Raw genomic sequence first — 16,044 nt, 5'->3', positions numbered from 1 at the left:
TCGATGTCATCGAGCACACTTCCACCAGCGGCCGGAGGCTGCCCTGAACGTGTCCACCATCTCTCCGAACGAATGTCCGCTATGTGTCCGGGCTGAACAGCAGGGGAGAGGGAAGCCAAGGCCGCGGGCTTCCATGCCATACGCCGGTGGTGTAGAACCGGCACCATCGCTCCAGCCCAGCACCGACCAGCATGGCCGACAGCCACTACCTGATCCGCCTCGCCGAAGACGACGACGAGTTCATCCTCGGCCTGGTGCCGCGCTTCGTGGATTTCGCGCTGCCGGCATGGCGGCGGCGGCATGAATGCGTCGAGGGCATCCGCAAGGACCTCGGCCGCCACCTCGACGAGCAACCCGCCAACAGCTACCTGTTCGTGGCCGAAGATGCCGACGGCGAGCGCGCCGGCTTCATCCACCTGCAGAAAACGCAGGACTTCTTCACCGGCCGCACCAACTGCCACATCTCCGACCTGGCGGTGGCGCCGCGGCATGAAGGCCGTGGCGTGGCGCGCGCGCTGCTGGCGCACGCCGAAGGTTGGGCGCGCGACCACCAGTGCCAGTTGGTGACGCTGGCGGTGTTCCCCGGCAACGAACGCGCCCGCGCGCTGTACGAGGCCGCCGGCTACGGCACCGACCTGCTGCGCCTGGCCAAGCCGGTGCGCTGAGCCGGACGGAGCGGCAACCGCCGCCCATCGTCGCGGGCGCCACGTGCCATCCGCGCGTGTCGTGCACGCCCGGCACGAAAAAGGGCGACGCCTGCGCGCCGCCCTCTTCCGGTCACGACGAGACCCGTGCTCAGTTCCGGGTGCCGGCTTCCTCGACCTGCTCGCGCTCGCTCAGGCGCAGCGCCACGCGGTCGATGTTCGCCAGCGACAGCAGATGGGCGTAGATCCAGCCAAGCGTGCCGTCCGCGAGGAACGCCTGCGCCGTCTTCTCGTCCAACTGGCGCAGCTTTTCCTCGTTGACCACGAACAGGCCGTTGAGGTTGATCGACTTGCCGTCCTTCTGCAGCGTGATGTTGCGCGGCTCCAGCAGGTCGTGCTTGCGCAGCTGTTCCATGAACTGCTGGGTGCGGGTCACGTGCTGCTGGAACTCGCCGAGGAAGTTCACCGCGTTGGTCAGCAGCTCGCTGTCGCTGCCGTCCTCCTTGAACAGGCGCTCGCCCTCGCTGCCGAAGCCCTCGTAGGCCTCGTCCAGGAACACGGTGAAGTCGTCGCCTTCCATCTCCTTGGGCTTCTCGGCCAGCACGAAGGGATAGCGGCGGACGAAGGCCGGGATATAGGTGTTCGGCGCCCACTGGCCGTTGGCGTCCACGAACAGGTTCTCGTTCTGGCGCAGGCCGAGCAGGGCCATCGGGCCCGCGCTGGCGATCTCCGTGCCGGCGAACAGGATCGGCATGTCGCGCGCCGCGACGGGAAACTCCACGCAGGTCAGCGGCACCGAATGCGCATTGAGCGCGAACTTCAGGCTCGGCACCGGCTTCAGGCGCAGGTCCTTGTGCTGGGTACGGTTGAGCGGCACCGGGCGCTCGTAGAAAAGAACTTCAGCCACGTCACTTACCTCTGCCCCGCCGTGCCGGGGCCGCCCACGTCGGCGTCCCCTCCCAAACCCGGCGTCGGGTCCACAGATGAACGGCCACTATATCAGCGCCCGGGCGTCCGGGCGAATAGGCCTTTTCGCAAGGCTTTTCGCCTGCCGCGGCACGGATTTGCATGCGTTTTGCAACAGGTTTGTTCTATGCTGGCCGGCATCCGGGCATCGCTGGACCGCTCTTCGCTTCAGGCTGAAGGACGAAACACATGCTGATGGAAGTGCCAATCCGGGCCGACCTGCACTCGACCCGCGTGCTGTCGCTCGACGCCGCCGGCCGCATCCTCGACTGGATCAGCTGGCAGGACGCCGTGTGCCTGTACGTGCGCGAGGCGGTGGCCTGGACCCTCGGCGAACCCTGCCTGGAAGTGCACGGCGGCCACAATCGCGACAGCGGCGAGCAGAGCGTGCTGCGCCTGCACCCGATCGTGGCCAGCACCGGCCACTGCCGCGAGCATGCCATCGACCCCGCGCCCGCGCTGACCAATACCGCGCTGTTCGCGCGCGACCGCCACCTGTGCCTGTACTGCGGCGGCCACTTCAACCGCGGCGAGCTGACCCGCGACCACGTGCAGCCGGTCTCGCGCGGCGGCCGCGACGAATGGGAAAACGTGGTCAGCGCCTGCCTCGCCTGCAACCTGAAGAAGAGCAACCGCACCCCGCAGCAGGCCCACATGCCGCTGCTGGCCGTGCCGTACCGGCCGAGCTGGGTGGAGCACCTGATCCTGTCCAACCGCAACATCCTGGCCGACCAGATGGAGTTCCTGGTCAGCCACCTGCCGCGCAACCGGCGGCCCATGCTCAGCTAGGCCGCTTGCCGCCGTCGCCGGACGGGCCGGACTTGCCGATCTGCGCCAGCTCGCGGTCGATCTCCTCCACTTCCTCGCAGGCCTCTTCGGCCTGGTCCTCGTGGCCGCTGCCGACGCCCCGGTCCGGCTCGCTCGCCGCCTCGTCCTGGCGCCGGTGCGCCAGCTTGCGGTAGGCGCCACGGAGGCGTTCCAGCGTCTCCTCGTCGGCGTTCTCCAGGTCGAGCAGGCCGTTGCGCGCCTCGGTGGCGCGGATCAGCTCGTCCAGCTTGATCTGCAGCGCAGCGCTGTCGCGGTTCTGCGTGTTCTGGATCAGGAATACCATCAGGAAGGTGACGATGGTGGTGCCGGTGTTGATCACCAGTTGCCAGGTGTCGCCGTAATGGAACAGCGGGCCGGACAGGGCCCATACCACCACGACCGCCACGGCCAGCAGGAAGGCGGCCGGCCGACCGGTGTAGCGGGAGGTGGCTTCGGCGAAGCGGCGGAACAACGATGGCTTGGCGCTCATGGCGATCTCCCGGCAAGGTCGAAAGCGACGGTGGGCGGCGGAAGCGTCGTCCGCGTCGCGTATGCGTCGCGTGCAGGCCATGCCGAAACCGCCTGCGATCGGGCCTGGGCGAGGCAAGCGACCGTCCTTCCTGGGGTTTTTCACCGAGCCCCGCTTGCCCCGCCCGCCCGCTGGACCAACAATACGCGGATGACCGACCTTTCCCGCTACCCCCACCTGGCGCGGATCGACGCGCCCGCCGACCTGCGTCGCCTGCCCGACGAGGAACTGCCCGCCGTCGCCGACGAGCTGCGCCGGTACCTGATCGAGTCGGTGGCCAGCTCCGGCGGCCATTTCGGCGCCGGCCTGGGCGTGGTGGAGCTGACCGTGGCGCTGCACCACGTGTTCGACACGCCCACCGACCGCCTGGTCTGGGACGTGGGCCACCAGTGCTATCCGCACAAGATCCTCACCGGCCGCCGCGACCGCATCACCACGATCAAGAAGAAGGACGGCCTGGCGCCGTTCCCGCGCCGCGAGGAAAGCGGGTACGACACCTTCGGCGTCGGCCATTCCTCCACCTCGATCTCGGCCGCGCTGGGCATGGCGATCGCCGCACAGCGCAAGGGCGACCACCGCAAGGTGGTGGCGGTGATCGGCGACGGTGCGATGACCGCCGGCATGGCCTTCGAGGCGCTGAACCACGGCGGCGACGTCGAGCCGGACATGCTGGTGGTGTTCAACGACAACGGCATGTCGATCAGCGAGAACGTGGGCGCGCTGACCAAGATGATGGCCCGCGCGATGGCCAGCCGCCGGCTCAACGCCGTGCGCGAGCGGGCCAAGCGGGCGATCCCCAAGCAGTCCTTCGCCGGCCGCTTCTTCAAGCGCTGGGAGGAGCACGCCAAGGGCATGTTCGTGCCCTCCACCCTGTTCGAGGAGCTGGGCTTCCACTACACCGGCCCGATCGACGGCCACAACATCCCGCAACTGCTGGCCGCGCTGCGCACGGTGAAGAACCTGCCCGGTCCGCAGCTGCTGCACGTGATCACCACCAAGGGCAAGGGCTACGCCCCCGCCGAGCAGGCGCAGATCGAATACCACGCGGTCGGCCCGTTCGACCCGCAGGCCGGCCTGGTGAAGAAGGCCGCACCCGCCCGACCCACCTACACCGACGTGTTCGGCGACTGGCTGTGCGACATGGCCGCCGCCGACGAACGCCTGATGGGCATCACCCCGGCGATGCGCGAAGGCTCCGGCCTGGTGCGCTTCTCGAAGGAGCATCCCGAACGCTACTTCGACGTGGCGATCGCCGAGCAGCACGCGGTGACGCTGGCCGCGGGCATGGCCTGCGAAGGCGCCAAGCCGGTGGTGGCGATCTATTCCACCTTCCTGCAGCGCGCCTACGACCAGGCGATCCACGACGTGGCGCTGCAGAACCTCGACGTCACCTTCGCCATCGACCGCGCCGGCGTGGTCGGCCCCGACGGCGCCACCCACGCGGGCAGCTTCGACCTCAGCTTCCTGCGCTGCCTGCCGAACATGGTGATCATGGCGCCGGCGGACGAGAACGAGTGCCGCCAGATGCTCAGCACCGGCTTCCACCACGCCGGACCCGCCGCGGTCCGCTACCCGCGCGGTACCGGCCCCGGCATCGCGGTCCGGCCGGAGCTCGGCACCCTGCCGATCGGCAAGGCCGAGCTGCGCCGGCGCGGCCGGGGAATCGCGCTGCTCAGCTTCGGCGCGATGCTGGCGCCGGCCGCGACCATCGCCGCCGAGCTGGACGCCACCCTGGCCAACATGCGCTTCGTGAAGCCGCTGGACGAGGCGCTGGTCCTGGAACTGGCGCGGACGCACGACGCCTTCGTCACGCTGGAGGACAACGCCATTGCCGGCGGCGCCGGTTCGGCCGTGGCCGAATGCCTGGCCGCGCACGGCATCGCGTTGCCGATCCTGCACCTGGGCCTGCCGGACCTCTACCTGGAACACGGCAGCCGCGAGGAAGTGCTGAGCATGGCCGGCCTCGACCTGCCCGGCATCCGCAACGCGATCCGCGCGCGCTTCCCCCAGCTCGTCGCGGCCCACGCCGCCAGCGCGGGCTGAAGAAGAAGCTCAGCGGCGCCCGCCGCTGACCCGGTCGCGCGCCTCCAGATCCTGCGCGGTGAACACCTGCGCGTAGCCCGCTTCGTCCAGCAGCGCGCGCGTCGCGTTGCCCTGGTTCCAGCCGTGCTCGAACAGCAGCCAGCCGCCGGGCGCGAGCGCATCGCGCGCGTCGCGCACGATGCGGCGGATGTCGTCCAGCCCGTCGGCGCCGGAGGCCAGGGCCGACGGCGGCTCGAAGCGCAGGTCGCCCTGCGCGAGGTGCGGGTCGCCGGCCTCGATGTAGGGCGGGTTGGAGGCGATCACGTCGAAGCGTTCGCCCTGCAGCGGCGCCAGCCAGTCGCCCTGGACGAAGCGCACCTTGCGCAGGCCGAGTCGTCCGGCGTTGCGGCGCGCCACGGCCAGCGCCGCCGCGCTGGCATCCGTGGCGACGACCTGCGCCCGCGGCCGCTCGCTGGCGATGGCCAACGCCACGGCGCCGCTGCCGGTGCCCAGGTCGGCCACGCGCGCTTCGGCATCGGGCGGCAGGCGCTCCAGCGCGAGCTCGACCAGCAGCTCGGTCTCCGGCCGCGGGATCAGCGTGGCCGGCGTCACCTCCAGCTCCAGCGTCCAGAAGCCGCGGCGGCCGGTGAGGTAGGCCACCGGCTCGCCGGCGGCGCGGCGCTCGACCAGTGCGGCGAACGCGGCCTGCCTGTCCGCATCGAGCAGGTCGTCGGCATGCGCAAACAACCAGCCGCGCGGCCGGCCGAGCACGTGCAGCAGCAGCGCCTCGGCATCCACGCGTCCGCCCAGGCGGGCGGCGGCCTCGGCCAGCACCTGGCGCACCTCAGCCATGCGGCGGCTCCTGCGATGACGACGGCAGCGGCGGTGGCGGCGCCGCCTGCGGCTTCGCTTCGCGCCGGCGCCAGTAGCCGCCGCGGGACCAGGCCTCGAAGGCCCAGCGCAGCCAGCCGACCAGGGCGGATGCCAGCCACAGCGCCCACGCCAGCATCGCCAGCTTGTAGAACCACAGCGACACGCTGAACACGCCGGCGCGCGGCAGCGTCCCGTCGCCCTGGTCGGCGAACCAGTGCAGCGACCACGCGGTGGAGCCGTTGCCCGCCACGTGCATGTCGGGCACGCCGAGCAGGCCCTTGGGCACCGCGGCCACCAGCACCGCCAGCGCCAGCACGGTCAGCAGGGCCAGCCCGGCCTGCACGAGGTTGAACCCGGTCGCGCCCAGGCGCGCCGGCAGTTCGCGCTGCGCACGCAGGCCGAGCAGGGCCAGCCACGCCACCACCAGCGCATACGCGCCCCAGTCGAACGCGGAGAAGCCCAGGCCCAGCAGCAGCCAGTGCCGGAAGCGCAGCGGGGTGGGCGCATGGCGGGCCAGCAGCCAGGCGGCGAGCAGCAGCACCGCCAGCTGCGACCAGTACAGCACCGCCGGGCCGGTGGTCGGTCCCCAGGCCCACAGCACCCAGCGGTCCTGCGGCAGTTGCAGGTCGGTGGCGATGTTGGCCGCCGGCGCGTCGAGCGCGAATGCCGGCACGACCGTGCGCGCGCCCGCGCCACCGGGCACGCGCAGGCGCAGCCGGTAGTCGTGCGCGCCGGGCAGCAGCGGCAGGCCGAGCTTGCCGTGGCGCACGGCCAGGTTCACCGGCTCGCCGTCGCGGCGGGCTTCCAGCAGCTCGGCGCCGGCCGGCAGGGTGATCGCGTGTTCACCGCCGCGGGTGCTGCGCGCCCGCAGCTGCAGCGTGGCTTCGGTGGCGCGTTCGCCCACGTTGGCGGCGAGCCGGACGCCGTCGAAGGCCAGGCTGCCGCCCGCGACCGCCGACGGCTGGGTGAAGGCCAGTTGCAGGGTCTCGCCAGGCAGAGGCTGGAAGCGCAGGCCCTCGCCGCCGACGCTGGTCGGCACGCCATGGGCGTCCACATGCCACATCGGCGCCGCATCGACCTCCCACACCTCGGCGCGCTGGCCGAGCGCGGGCGCCGTGAGCGCCAGCTTCGCGACGTGGTCGAGCCGGCTGGTCCAGCGCACCACGCGGGTGCCGCCGCTGAAGGTGACGTCGATGCGGCCGTCCTTCACCGGCACGCCGTCGCCCAGCGGGTGCTCGCCGGGCAGCAGCGGCAGGGCGAGGCTGAAGCCGCCGCTTTCCGGGGCGATGCGCTCGACCGTGTTCTCCACCCGCCAGTCCACGCCCAGCAGCAACCGGCGGGTCAGCCGCACGTAGGGCGGGAATTCCTGCGCGGGCGCCGGACCGGCGACGCTGCCGGCGGCGCGGACCCGCTGCAGCGCGAGGCTGTCGCCCAGCAGGCGGCCCTCGTCCACGCCCTCCAGCGTCCAGCCCTGGCCGCTGAAGACTACCCGCTGCGGGCGCAGCACGAAGCGCAGATCGACGCTGTCGGCTGTGCCGAGCCGGTAGTGCAGGTCGAGCCGGTGCACGCCGCGGTCGAGCCGCACCAGCGCCTGCCCGTCGTGGCGACCGAGCGTGGCGGCACGGCCGTCCAGTTGGGCATCGACGAGCTGCAGTGTCCCGCCGGGTTGCGGCAAGGGCAGCGCGACCACGGCACCGGCGTGCACTTCGAGCGCGAGGTCCAGCGTGTCGCCGCCAGCCGCAAGCTGCGCCTGCGCCACGCTGGCGCAAGCCGGTGCGCACTTCGGCGCTTCGGTGAGGCGGGCCTTCAGCTGGTCGAGCAGTTGCTGATCGGGCAGGCTTTGCGCATGCGCCGCCGCGGGCAGCAGCGCGAAGGCCAGCAGCAGTGCGCCGGCCGCCGTGCCGCCGCGCAGGCCGCTCCAGCGCGGGCGCCAGGCTGGCCACAGCGCCGTCGCCAGCCTGGCCAGCAATGCCGCCAGCAGGCCCACCAGCAGCACGCGCAACAGCCGCACCAGCCAGCGCGGCGCGACCAGCAACCGCACGGTCTGCTCCGACGCCACCGGGCCGGACCAGCCGAGCCGGTAATCGTTGCCCTGGTCCCACTGCGGCGTGCCGGCGCCGGCCTGGATCACGCTGCGGCTGTCGAAGCTGTTGCTCTCCACGCTGGGCACCGCCGCCGCGGTGACTGAAACGGCATCGAGCTGCGAGGGCGGCGCGGGTGGCGCGGGCGGCGCCGGCAGCGGCACCGCCCTCGGCGCGGACATCGGCCTCCGCCCGGCCACCTCCGCCACGGCAGGAGGTGGCGTGACTTGCCGGATGATTTTCGGGGGTGCCGCCGCGGATCCGGCGAACCCGACCGCCACGGCACGCCCCAACGCCCCGCGCTCCAGTTGCGGATGCAGAGCGTACTGCAGTTGCCCCGCCGCGAACGGCAGGCTCCACAGCACCGCCAGCACGAACACCGCCGCGGCGCCCGCGCGCACCGACGCGCGCAGGCGGCCGCCTTCCGGCAACACGCGCTGCAGCAGGGCCAGCAGCAGCACCGCGGCCAGCGTCCACAGCGGCGCGCCGTGCTCGCGGTGCCCCAGCGCGAGGTAGAGCGCCGCCAGCAGCGCCCAGGGCCAACCGAGCAGGCGCCCGGCCAGCATCGCCACCAACGCCAGCTCGAACAGGTCGAGCAGGCTCCATTGCGCGGCCCAGGTGCCGGGCGCGCGATCCGCCCCGGGAGCGGCGACCAGCCGGTAGCCGTAGGGCAGGTGCAGGGTGGCGTCGATGCCTTCCAGCGGCAGCTGCCAGCCGGTGGCGGGAATCGCGCCGCCCGCCGCGGGCAGGCGCAGGCCGGCGCCGAGGTCGAGCTCCCGCGTGCGCAGCTCCACGCCGCGCTGGCCGCCTGCCCCTTCGCTGACGAGCAACGGCTGGCCCTCCTGGCTGGCGCGCTGCAGCTGCCATGGCGCGGCCACGTCCAGCCGCTGGCGGTGGCGCAGCGCACCGGTGAGATGGTCGACGGCACGCAGGCCGCGGCCGTCGAAATCCAGCCACAGCTCGCGCTGCAGGCTCACCTGGTCGCCCTTGCCGCCCTCGTCGCCGCGCACGCCCGCCACGACGGCCAGGCCATCGGCGTCATCCAGCGCGAATGCCGGCAGCTCGCGCCAGTCGTCCGGCACGCCGGCCTGCGCGGCATCGACGCCCTTGCCTTCCGCGTGGGTGCCGCGCAACGCGTTGGCGTCGGCGTAGCTCCAGACTTCCTGCCGCGGCCAGGGCGCCGCGGGCAGTTTCAGCGCCACCTTGTCGAGCGGGACGCCGTCGCGCGCGTCCAGGGTTAGCGTCCACTGGCCGGGACGCAGTTGCACGCGCAGGCGGCCATCGCCGTCCAGCCGTGCGGGCAGGTCGCCGGACAGCGCGGCGGCGACGAAGCCGGCCGGCAGCACCGGCCCCAGCACCTGCTCGCGCGCGCTGCCGGCCACGTCGAGCTGCAGGCGCGTCTCCAGCAGCGCCGGCAGGCCGTCCTGCAGGCGGCGGTAGACGCGCAGCGACAGCGCATCCGCGGCGCGCTGCGCCGCGGCGGCCTCGCCCAGGGTGAGCTGGTCGCCGTCGCGCTCGATCCGCGCCACCGGCCGGCCGTCCACGCGCAGGGCGACCAGGCCGATCGACGCCGGCACGCGCAGGCGCGCCGGCCGCGCCGACCACGGCAACTCGCCGTGCACGCGGTAGTCGCCGGGTGCGAGCCGGAGCATCGGCTGGTCGTCGTGCCGCAGCACCACGGCGGGCTGGCCGTTCGCGGTCACCGCCTGCGGCCATTGCCGGTCGCCGCCGGGCAGGGCCACCCAGCTCGGCGCGTCCACGTGCACGTCGAGGTCGAAGCGTGCGCCGCCGGCGCCGGCGTCCAGCGCCAGGCGGCCGGGCCAGGCGCACTGGTAGCTGCCGTCGCCCGGCGCCTGGTTGGCGAGGAAGGGGCAGGCATGGTCGGGCACGTCGTGCAGCGCCCACCCCTGCCAGTCGCGCAGCGGCGGCGGCACGTCCTGCGCCCACGACGTCATGGCGATCAGCAGACCGCCGGCCAGCACTCCGAGCCATCGACGCAGCATGCCCGCTTCCCCTGGTTGGCAGATGGCCGGGAGTGTAGATGGAAGCGCGCCGGCGACGCACCGGACGCATCCGGACCATACAAAAGCATCGGGCGGCCTGCGCCGCCCGATGCCCGATCCCGCTTCGCTCCGCTTCAGCGCAGGATCGCGCCCGGATCCTGCCTGGCTTTCAGCGCCGCGCAGAGCAGGCCCGACTCGCTGGTCTGGGCCAGGCCGCGGGCGGCGCCGGCGGCGTCGTTCACGCGCGACTTGAAGAACGCCTGCAGGCGGTCCACCTCGTCCTTCGAACAGCTGCCGCCACCGGCCAGCATCGGCAGGCGGCCGCCGGCGAAGCTGCCGGTGCGGGCCAGGATCTGCGGGTAGTGGGCGGTGAACCAGGCCCACGTCGCATCGCGCTGGGCCCGGGTGTCGCGGCCGCCGCGCAGGATCGAGGCCATCTCGCCCACCTTCACCGCCTTGGTCAGGGCGAAGTCGCGCGCCTCGTTGGCCAGTTGCGGGTCCTGCACCGCGCTGAGGCCGGCGAGGATGCCGTTGCGCAGGGCCGGGTCGGTGGTCTTCGGCAGCTCGGCGATGAGCGCGTCGACGACGTTCTTGCCATGCGCCTGCACCGCCACGCCCAGCGCATCGCCGAGCAGGTCCGGGTCGGCCGCGCCCAGGTCGAGGCGGCCGTCCGCCTTCTTCGCCAGCGCCGCATCGCCCTGCTTCAGCAGCGCCGCGCGCACCTGCGGCACCTCGAAGTCGAACGCCAGCGCGCTCGCCAGCGTGCTGCGCAGCAGCGCGTCACCGTCCGCCTCGCCCGCCTTGCGCGTGTAGCCCAATTTCTCCAGCCGCGGCAGGTAGGCCTCCTCGATCCACGTACGGATCCGTGCCCGCTGCGCCTCGGTGACCGCCTCGTGACGGTAGATCCACGCGAGCAGGCCGATCGGCGCGGTGGCCACCTCGCTGGTCTTCGAATGCGTCAGCGGCTTCAGCGCCATCAGCACGTCGCCGGCGTCCAGGTCGCCGCGCTTGAAGCTGGCGCCCACCGCGTCGGCGTAGGCCAACTGCTCGGTGTCGCTGAGCATGTCCGCCTGCTTGCTGAGCGCCGCCAGCGCGTCCTTGTCCAGGCTGAAGCGGTAGTAGCCGCGGCCGTCGGCATTCGGCATCACCCAGGTCGGCTGGCTGGCGCCGGCCAGCACCATCGAGCCGGTGGCCTGGTCCAGCATGTCGCACGCTACCTTGCTGCCACCGGCCACCCCGTAGCGCACGCACACCGGGATGCCCCAGACGCGCTGGCTGTCGCCCGTGCTGCCCAGTGGCAGGTAGCGGCTCTGCTTCAGTTCCAGCACCGTCTTGCCGTCCTTCTGCTCCAGCTTCGTCTGCACGTACGGCACGCCGGACTGGTTGAGGAAGCTCTTGAACGCGTGCTTGAACGCCTCGCCCTTGCCCGCCGCCGTCGCGATCGCGTCCACCAGGTCGCTGGCCGTCGCGGTGCCGAACTTGTGCTTCTGGATGTAGGCGCGCATGCCCTTCTGGAAGGTCTTCTCGCCCACGTAGCCTTCGAACATGCCGATCACCGCCGCGCCCTTCTGGTAGGTGATGCCGTCGAACGCGGTCATGATGTCGCCGTTGCCGGTGATCGGCTGGCGGATCTCGCGCGCGCTGACCAGGCTGTCGTTGTTCATCGCGCCCTCGGCGCCGCGCACGCGGTCGAGGTCGGCGCGGTACTCGGGATGCACTTCCATCGTCACCTTCTGCTGCATCCAGGTGGCGAAGGCCTCGTTGAGCCAGATGTCGTTCCACCAGTCGGTGGTGACGGTGTCGCCGGTCCACTGGTGGGCCAGCTCGTGCGCGGTGACGTTGAACGAGCCGCGCACGTTGCGCGCCGGCGAATCCGGGTCGAGCAGCAGCAGCCAGTCGCGGAAGGTGACCAGGCCGGCGTTCTCCATCGCGCCGGCGGAGAAGTCCGGCGCGGCGAGCAGGTCCAGCTTGTCCCACGGGTAGCCGAAGCCGTAGTAGTTCTCCAGCGCGTGGATGATGCTGGGCGTCTCGCCCAGCACGTGCTGCATGCGATGGCCCTCGCCCTTGGCGGCGATGCCGCGCAGCTGCAGCGGTCCGCTGCGGAAGGCGTCGGGCGAGATGTCCGGGCCCTTCACCACGTCCCACGGGCCGACCGCGAACGCCACCAGGTAGGTCGGCAATGGCTTGGTCTGCGCGAAGGTCAGCGTCTTCCAGCCCTTGCCGGCCGGGGCTTCCTTCACCTGCCTGGTATTGGCCACGCCGACCAGGTCGTCGGGAATCGTGAGGCTGATGTCGTACGGCGTCTTGAAGGTGGGCTCGTCGAAGCCGGGGAAGGCGAAGCGCGCGCTGATCGGCTCCATCTGCGTCATCGCGTACGGATGGCCGGCGTAGACGACCTTGTACAGGCCCTGCAGCTGCTGGTTGAGCGGCGCGGTGTAGTCGAACGTCAGGGTGAGCTGCTGCGGCTTCAGCGTGGTGCCGAAGTCCACCCGTGCCACGCCGGTCTTGGGCGACACCGCGACGTACGTGCCCTGGTGCAGCTTGCCTGCGGCGTCGGTGACGGTGACCTTGCTCACGCGGAGGTCGGCGCCATCCAGCCACACGTGGTCCGAGGCCTTCTTCAGGTCCAGCCGGATGGTGGTGGTGCCGGAGAAATCCTGCTGCGCCGGATCGACCTTGAAGGCGATGCTGTAGGACTGCGGTACCGCCCAGCGCGGCAGCCGGCCCTGCGGCGCCTGGTCGGCGGTGGCGGCGAGCGCGGAGCCGCAGCAGGCGGCCAGCGCGGTGAGCAACAGGGGGCGGACGAGGCGACGCATGGGGCTGTTCCGGATCATGAGGAAGCTTTCACGCTAGACCGGGCATGACTTTGGACACAGTGCCAGAAGGCATGCCGCGTCCGGCACGAGACGCGCTGTGTGCATGAAGGTCATCATTCCCGTTGATTCTTTCCTTCGAAAGTCATAGATAGCATCTATAACCTTCGCAGCCGGAGACGGCGATGAACCTGCGCGACCTGCACTACCTGGTGGCCCTGGCCGAGCACCGCCACTTCGGCCGCGCGGCCGAGGCCTGCTTCGTCAGCCAGCCCACTCTGTCCACCCAGATCCGCAAGCTGGAGGACGAGCTGGGCGTGGCGCTGGTCGAGCGCACGCCGCGCAAGGTGCTGCTCACCGACGTCGGTCGCGAGATCGCCGCGCGCGCGCGCGACGTGCTCAACGAGGTGGAGCAGATCAAGGGCATCGCGCGGCGCACGCTCGACCCTGAATCGGGCACGGTGCGGCTGGGCATCTTCCCCACCCTGGCGCCCTACCTGCTGCCGCACGTGGTGCCGCTGGTGCGCAAGCGCTTCCCCCGGCTGGAGCTGCTGCTGGTCGAGGAGAAGACCGAGGAAGTGCTGCATCGCCTGCACGAGGGCCGGCTGGACGCGGGCATCGTCGCGCTGCCGGTGCACGAGGACAGCCTGCACGCCGAGTTCCTGTTCGAGGAACCGTTCCTGCTGGCCGTGCCGCAGTCGCACCCGCTGGCGAGGCAGCCTTCGCTGAAGCTGTCCGACCTCAACGCGCAGAGCCTGCTGCTGCTGGAGGACGGCCACTGCCTGCGCGACCAGGCGCTGGAGGTGTGCCACCTGGCCGGCGCCGGCGAGAAGGCCGGCTTCCGCGCCACCAGCCTGGAGACGCTGCGGCAGATGGTGGCGGCCAACGTGGGCATCACCCTGCTGCCCACGCTGGCGGTGAAGCCGCCGGTGGCGCAGGCGCCGAACGTGCACCTGGTCGAGTTCCGCGGCAGCCATCCGCCCAGCCGGCGCATCGCCATGCTGTGGCGCAAGAGTTCGGCGATGGCCGGCTTCCTCATGCAGCTCGCCGAGGTGTTCAGGCAGCTGCCCAAGGAACTGCTGGACGCGCACAGCGCCGCCTCCGCGCAGGCGGCGGGGCCGTCCATCCGCCATAGCCGCCATCGATCGCCCTGATCGAGACAATCAATTTCATTGCCGGTGGCAGGCGCACTACGCTCGGTCGGTCAGGACACGGACGCCCTCTCGAGCATTGCCCTCCCAGCCCGATGCCACGAGGTGATGTCATGAGCAACCTGAAAGGCTCGAAGACCGAGCAGAACCTGAAGGACGCATTCGCCGGCGAGTCGATGGCCAACCGCCGCTACCTGTACTTTGCCGCCAAGGCCGACGTGGAAGGCTACAACGACGTCTCCGCGGTATTCCGCTCCACCGCCGAAGGCGAGACCGGCCACGCCCACGGCCACCTGGAATACCTGGAGAACGTGGGCGACCCCGCCACCGGCCTGCCGTTCGGCGAGACGCACCTGAACCTGAAAAGCGCCATCGCCGGCGAGACCCACGAATACACCGACATGTACCCGGGCATGGCCAAGGCCGCGCGCGAGGAAGGCTTCGAGGAAATCGCCGACTGGTTCGAGACCCTGGCCAAGGCCGAGCGCTCGCACGCCAACCGCTTCAGCAAGGCGCTGGGCGAGCTGGGCTGATCTTCGCGCCTCCGCTCACACTGAGCGTAGGCGCGAAGCGCCGGAGTCGAAGGGCCCCCGCTGCGCAGGCCCTTCGACTCCCGCTTGCCGTCGCAAGCCACGCTCGGCGCGAACGGACCTGCACAGCGAACGTGCGGCGGAACCCCAACGGGCCCGCAGGAGACGCGCATGTCAGAACCGCTCGACAGCACCCGCGAAGGCAACCTCGAAGCCCCCACCCGGCACCCGCTGGGCCAGGACGATCCCGCGTTCCGGGACCGCGCCGCGCTCGACGCCGAGCTGGAGCGCGTCTTCAACATCTGCCACGGCTGCCGCCGCTGCGTGAGCCTGTGCCATGCCTTCCCCACCCTGTTCGACCTGATCGACGCGTCGAAGACGATGGAGATCGACGGGGTCGACAAGGCCGACTACCCCAGGGTCGTCGAGCAATGCTACCTGTGCGACCTGTGCTACCAGACCAAGTGTCCGTACACGCCGCCGCACCCGTGGAACGTGGACTTCCCGCACCTGATGCTGCGCGCCAAGGCGGTCGAGTTCGGCGAGCGCGGCGCGCCGCTGTCGGCCAGGATCCTTTCCAACACGCGCGCCGTCGGCAAGCTGGCCTCGATCCCGGTGGTGGCGCAGGCGGTCAACGCCGCCAACCACAGCAAGACCGCGCGCAAGCTGCTCGAGAAGACCCTGGGCGTGGATGCGGAAGCCCGCGTGCCCGAGTACCACGCGCCCACCGCGCGCAAGCGCCTGCAGAAGCTCGACGGCGCGGGCGAGGCGCGGGCCGCCGGCCGCACGCGCGGCAAGCTCGCCATCTTCGCCACCTGCTACTGCGACCACTCCGAGCCCGGCGTGGTGGAGGATCTCGCCGCGGTGCTCGCGCACAACGCCATCCCGAACCGGCTGGTCGAACGGGAAAGCTGCTGCGGCATGCCCAAGCTGGAACTGGGCGACCTGGACACGGTGAAGAAGTACAAGGAACGCAACATCCCGGTATTGGCGAAGATGGCGCGCGAAGGCTGGGACTTCACCGCGGCGATCCCCTCCTGCGTGCTGATGTTCAAGCAGGAGCTGCCGCTGATGTTCCCCGGCGACGCCGACGTGGCGCTGGTCCGCGAGCGCTTCTTCGACCCGTTCGAATACCTTGCCGAACGCCACAGGGCGGGCCTCCTGCAAACCGATTTCAAGACACCGCTGGGCAAGGTCGCCTGGCAGGTGCCCTGCCACCAGCGCGTGCAGAAGATCGGCCCGAAGACGCGCGACATCCTGCAGCTGGTGCCGGGCACCGAGGTGGTCGTCATCGAGCGCTGCTCCGGCCACGACGGCACCTACGGCGTGAAGCACGCGACCTATGCGCTGTCGCGCAAGCTCGCCAGGCCGGTGGAAAGCCGCGTGCAGCAGGCCGGGCCCGCGCACTTCACCAGCGACTGCCCGATGGCCGGCGGCCACATCGCGCACGGCCTGGGCGACCGGCCGGCGGCGGAGCATCCGCTCAGCCTGTTGCGCAAGGCGTATGGCATTTGAACCGCCCACCGCTTCATTCTGGCCGCCCTCCTCCCGGGCGGTCATTTCCGCGATCCCGCGGGAATGACCGCCCTGCGGCGATGACGGCCCGATGAAACGCACTGCATCCA

At 71.3% G+C, this 16,044-nt stretch carries 10 protein-coding genes and 1 pseudogene; 6 read left to right on the top strand and 5 right to left on the bottom strand.

The genetic code is table 11. The features are described from left to right. Nucleotides 1–191 precede the first annotated feature (191 nt). Nucleotides 192–665: a GNAT family N-acetyltransferase gene (locus QMK61_RS15485; protein WP_302073131.1), complete on the top strand. Its 474-nt coding sequence runs from the start codon at nt 192–194 to the stop codon at nt 663–665. Between the two features lie 130 nt (nt 666–795). Here the strand turns inward: QMK61_RS15485 and QMK61_RS15480 are convergent, their stop codons facing one another. Continuing rightward, on the bottom strand, nt 796–1,551 hold the full coding sequence (locus QMK61_RS15480; protein WP_302073130.1) for a SapC family protein: 756 nt from the start codon (nt 1,549–1,551) through the stop codon (nt 796–798). Between the two features lie 248 nt (nt 1,552–1,799). Here QMK61_RS15480 and QMK61_RS15475 point away from each other — a divergent pair, with 248 nt between their 5' ends. Further along, the gene (locus QMK61_RS15475; protein ID WP_302073129.1) at nt 1,800–2,399 is read left to right on the top strand and encodes an HNH endonuclease; all 600 of its coding nucleotides are present in this window, start codon (nt 1,800–1,802) and stop codon (nt 2,397–2,399) included. 139 nt (nt 2,400–2,538) lie between these two features. Here the strand turns inward: QMK61_RS15475 and QMK61_RS15470 are convergent. Beyond that, nucleotides 2,539–2,907 (bottom strand): annotated as a pseudogene (locus QMK61_RS15470) (low affinity iron permease family protein); the annotation flags it as partial. A gap of 189 nt (nt 2,908–3,096) precedes the next feature. Between QMK61_RS15470 and dxs the strand changes: the two are divergent. After that, nucleotides 3,097–4,989 (top strand): 1-deoxy-D-xylulose-5-phosphate synthase, encoded by a 1,893-nt coding sequence (gene dxs / locus QMK61_RS15465; protein ID WP_302073128.1) that lies wholly within the window; start codon nt 3,097–3,099, stop codon nt 4,987–4,989. A gap of 9 nt (nt 4,990–4,998) precedes the next feature. Here dxs and prmC read toward each other — a convergent pair whose 3' ends face one another. The 3 genes from prmC to QMK61_RS15450 form a co-directional block, all read right to left on the bottom strand. After that, on the bottom strand, nt 4,999–5,820 hold the full coding sequence (gene prmC, locus QMK61_RS15460; protein WP_302073127.1) for a peptide chain release factor N(5)-glutamine methyltransferase: 822 nt from the start codon (nt 5,818–5,820) through the stop codon (nt 4,999–5,001). Then, nucleotides 5,813–9,925, bottom strand: a complete 4,113-nt coding sequence (locus QMK61_RS15455; protein WP_302073126.1) for a hypothetical protein — start codon at nt 9,923–9,925, stop codon at nt 5,813–5,815. The genes prmC and QMK61_RS15455 overlap by 8 nt, the downstream gene beginning before the upstream one ends. Nucleotides 9,926–10,059: 134 nt before the next feature. Beyond that, nucleotides 10,060–12,741: a M1 family metallopeptidase gene (locus QMK61_RS15450; protein WP_302073125.1), complete on the bottom strand. Its 2,682-nt coding sequence runs from the start codon at nt 12,739–12,741 to the stop codon at nt 10,060–10,062. A gap of 182 nt (nt 12,742–12,923) precedes the next feature. Between QMK61_RS15450 and oxyR the strand changes: the two genes are divergently transcribed. The 3 genes from oxyR to QMK61_RS15435 all read left to right on the top strand — a co-directional run bounded on the left by oxyR (nt 12,924) and on the right by QMK61_RS15435 (nt 15,934). Beyond that, nucleotides 12,924–13,892, top strand: coding sequence for a DNA-binding transcriptional regulator OxyR (gene oxyR / locus QMK61_RS15445; protein ID WP_302073124.1), 969 nt, complete (start codon nt 12,924–12,926; stop codon nt 13,890–13,892). Between the two features lie 110 nt (nt 13,893–14,002). Then, complete coding sequence (locus QMK61_RS15440; RefSeq protein ID WP_302073123.1) at nt 14,003–14,422, top strand: rubrerythrin family protein; 420 nt, start codon at nt 14,003–14,005, stop codon at nt 14,420–14,422. Between the two features lie 168 nt (nt 14,423–14,590). Then, on the top strand, nt 14,591–15,934 hold the full coding sequence (locus QMK61_RS15435; protein ID WP_302073122.1) for a heterodisulfide reductase-related iron-sulfur binding cluster: 1,344 nt from the start codon (nt 14,591–14,593) through the stop codon (nt 15,932–15,934). Nucleotides 15,935–16,044: the final 110 nt, after the last annotated feature.

The sequence above is a fragment of the Fulvimonas sp. R45 genome (assembly GCF_030504985.1).
GTDB lineage: Bacteria > Pseudomonadota > Gammaproteobacteria > Xanthomonadales > Rhodanobacteraceae > Rhodanobacter_A.
The sequence above is the reverse complement of the archived record's forward strand: the minus strand, read 5'-3'. Positions and strand labels throughout refer to the sequence as shown.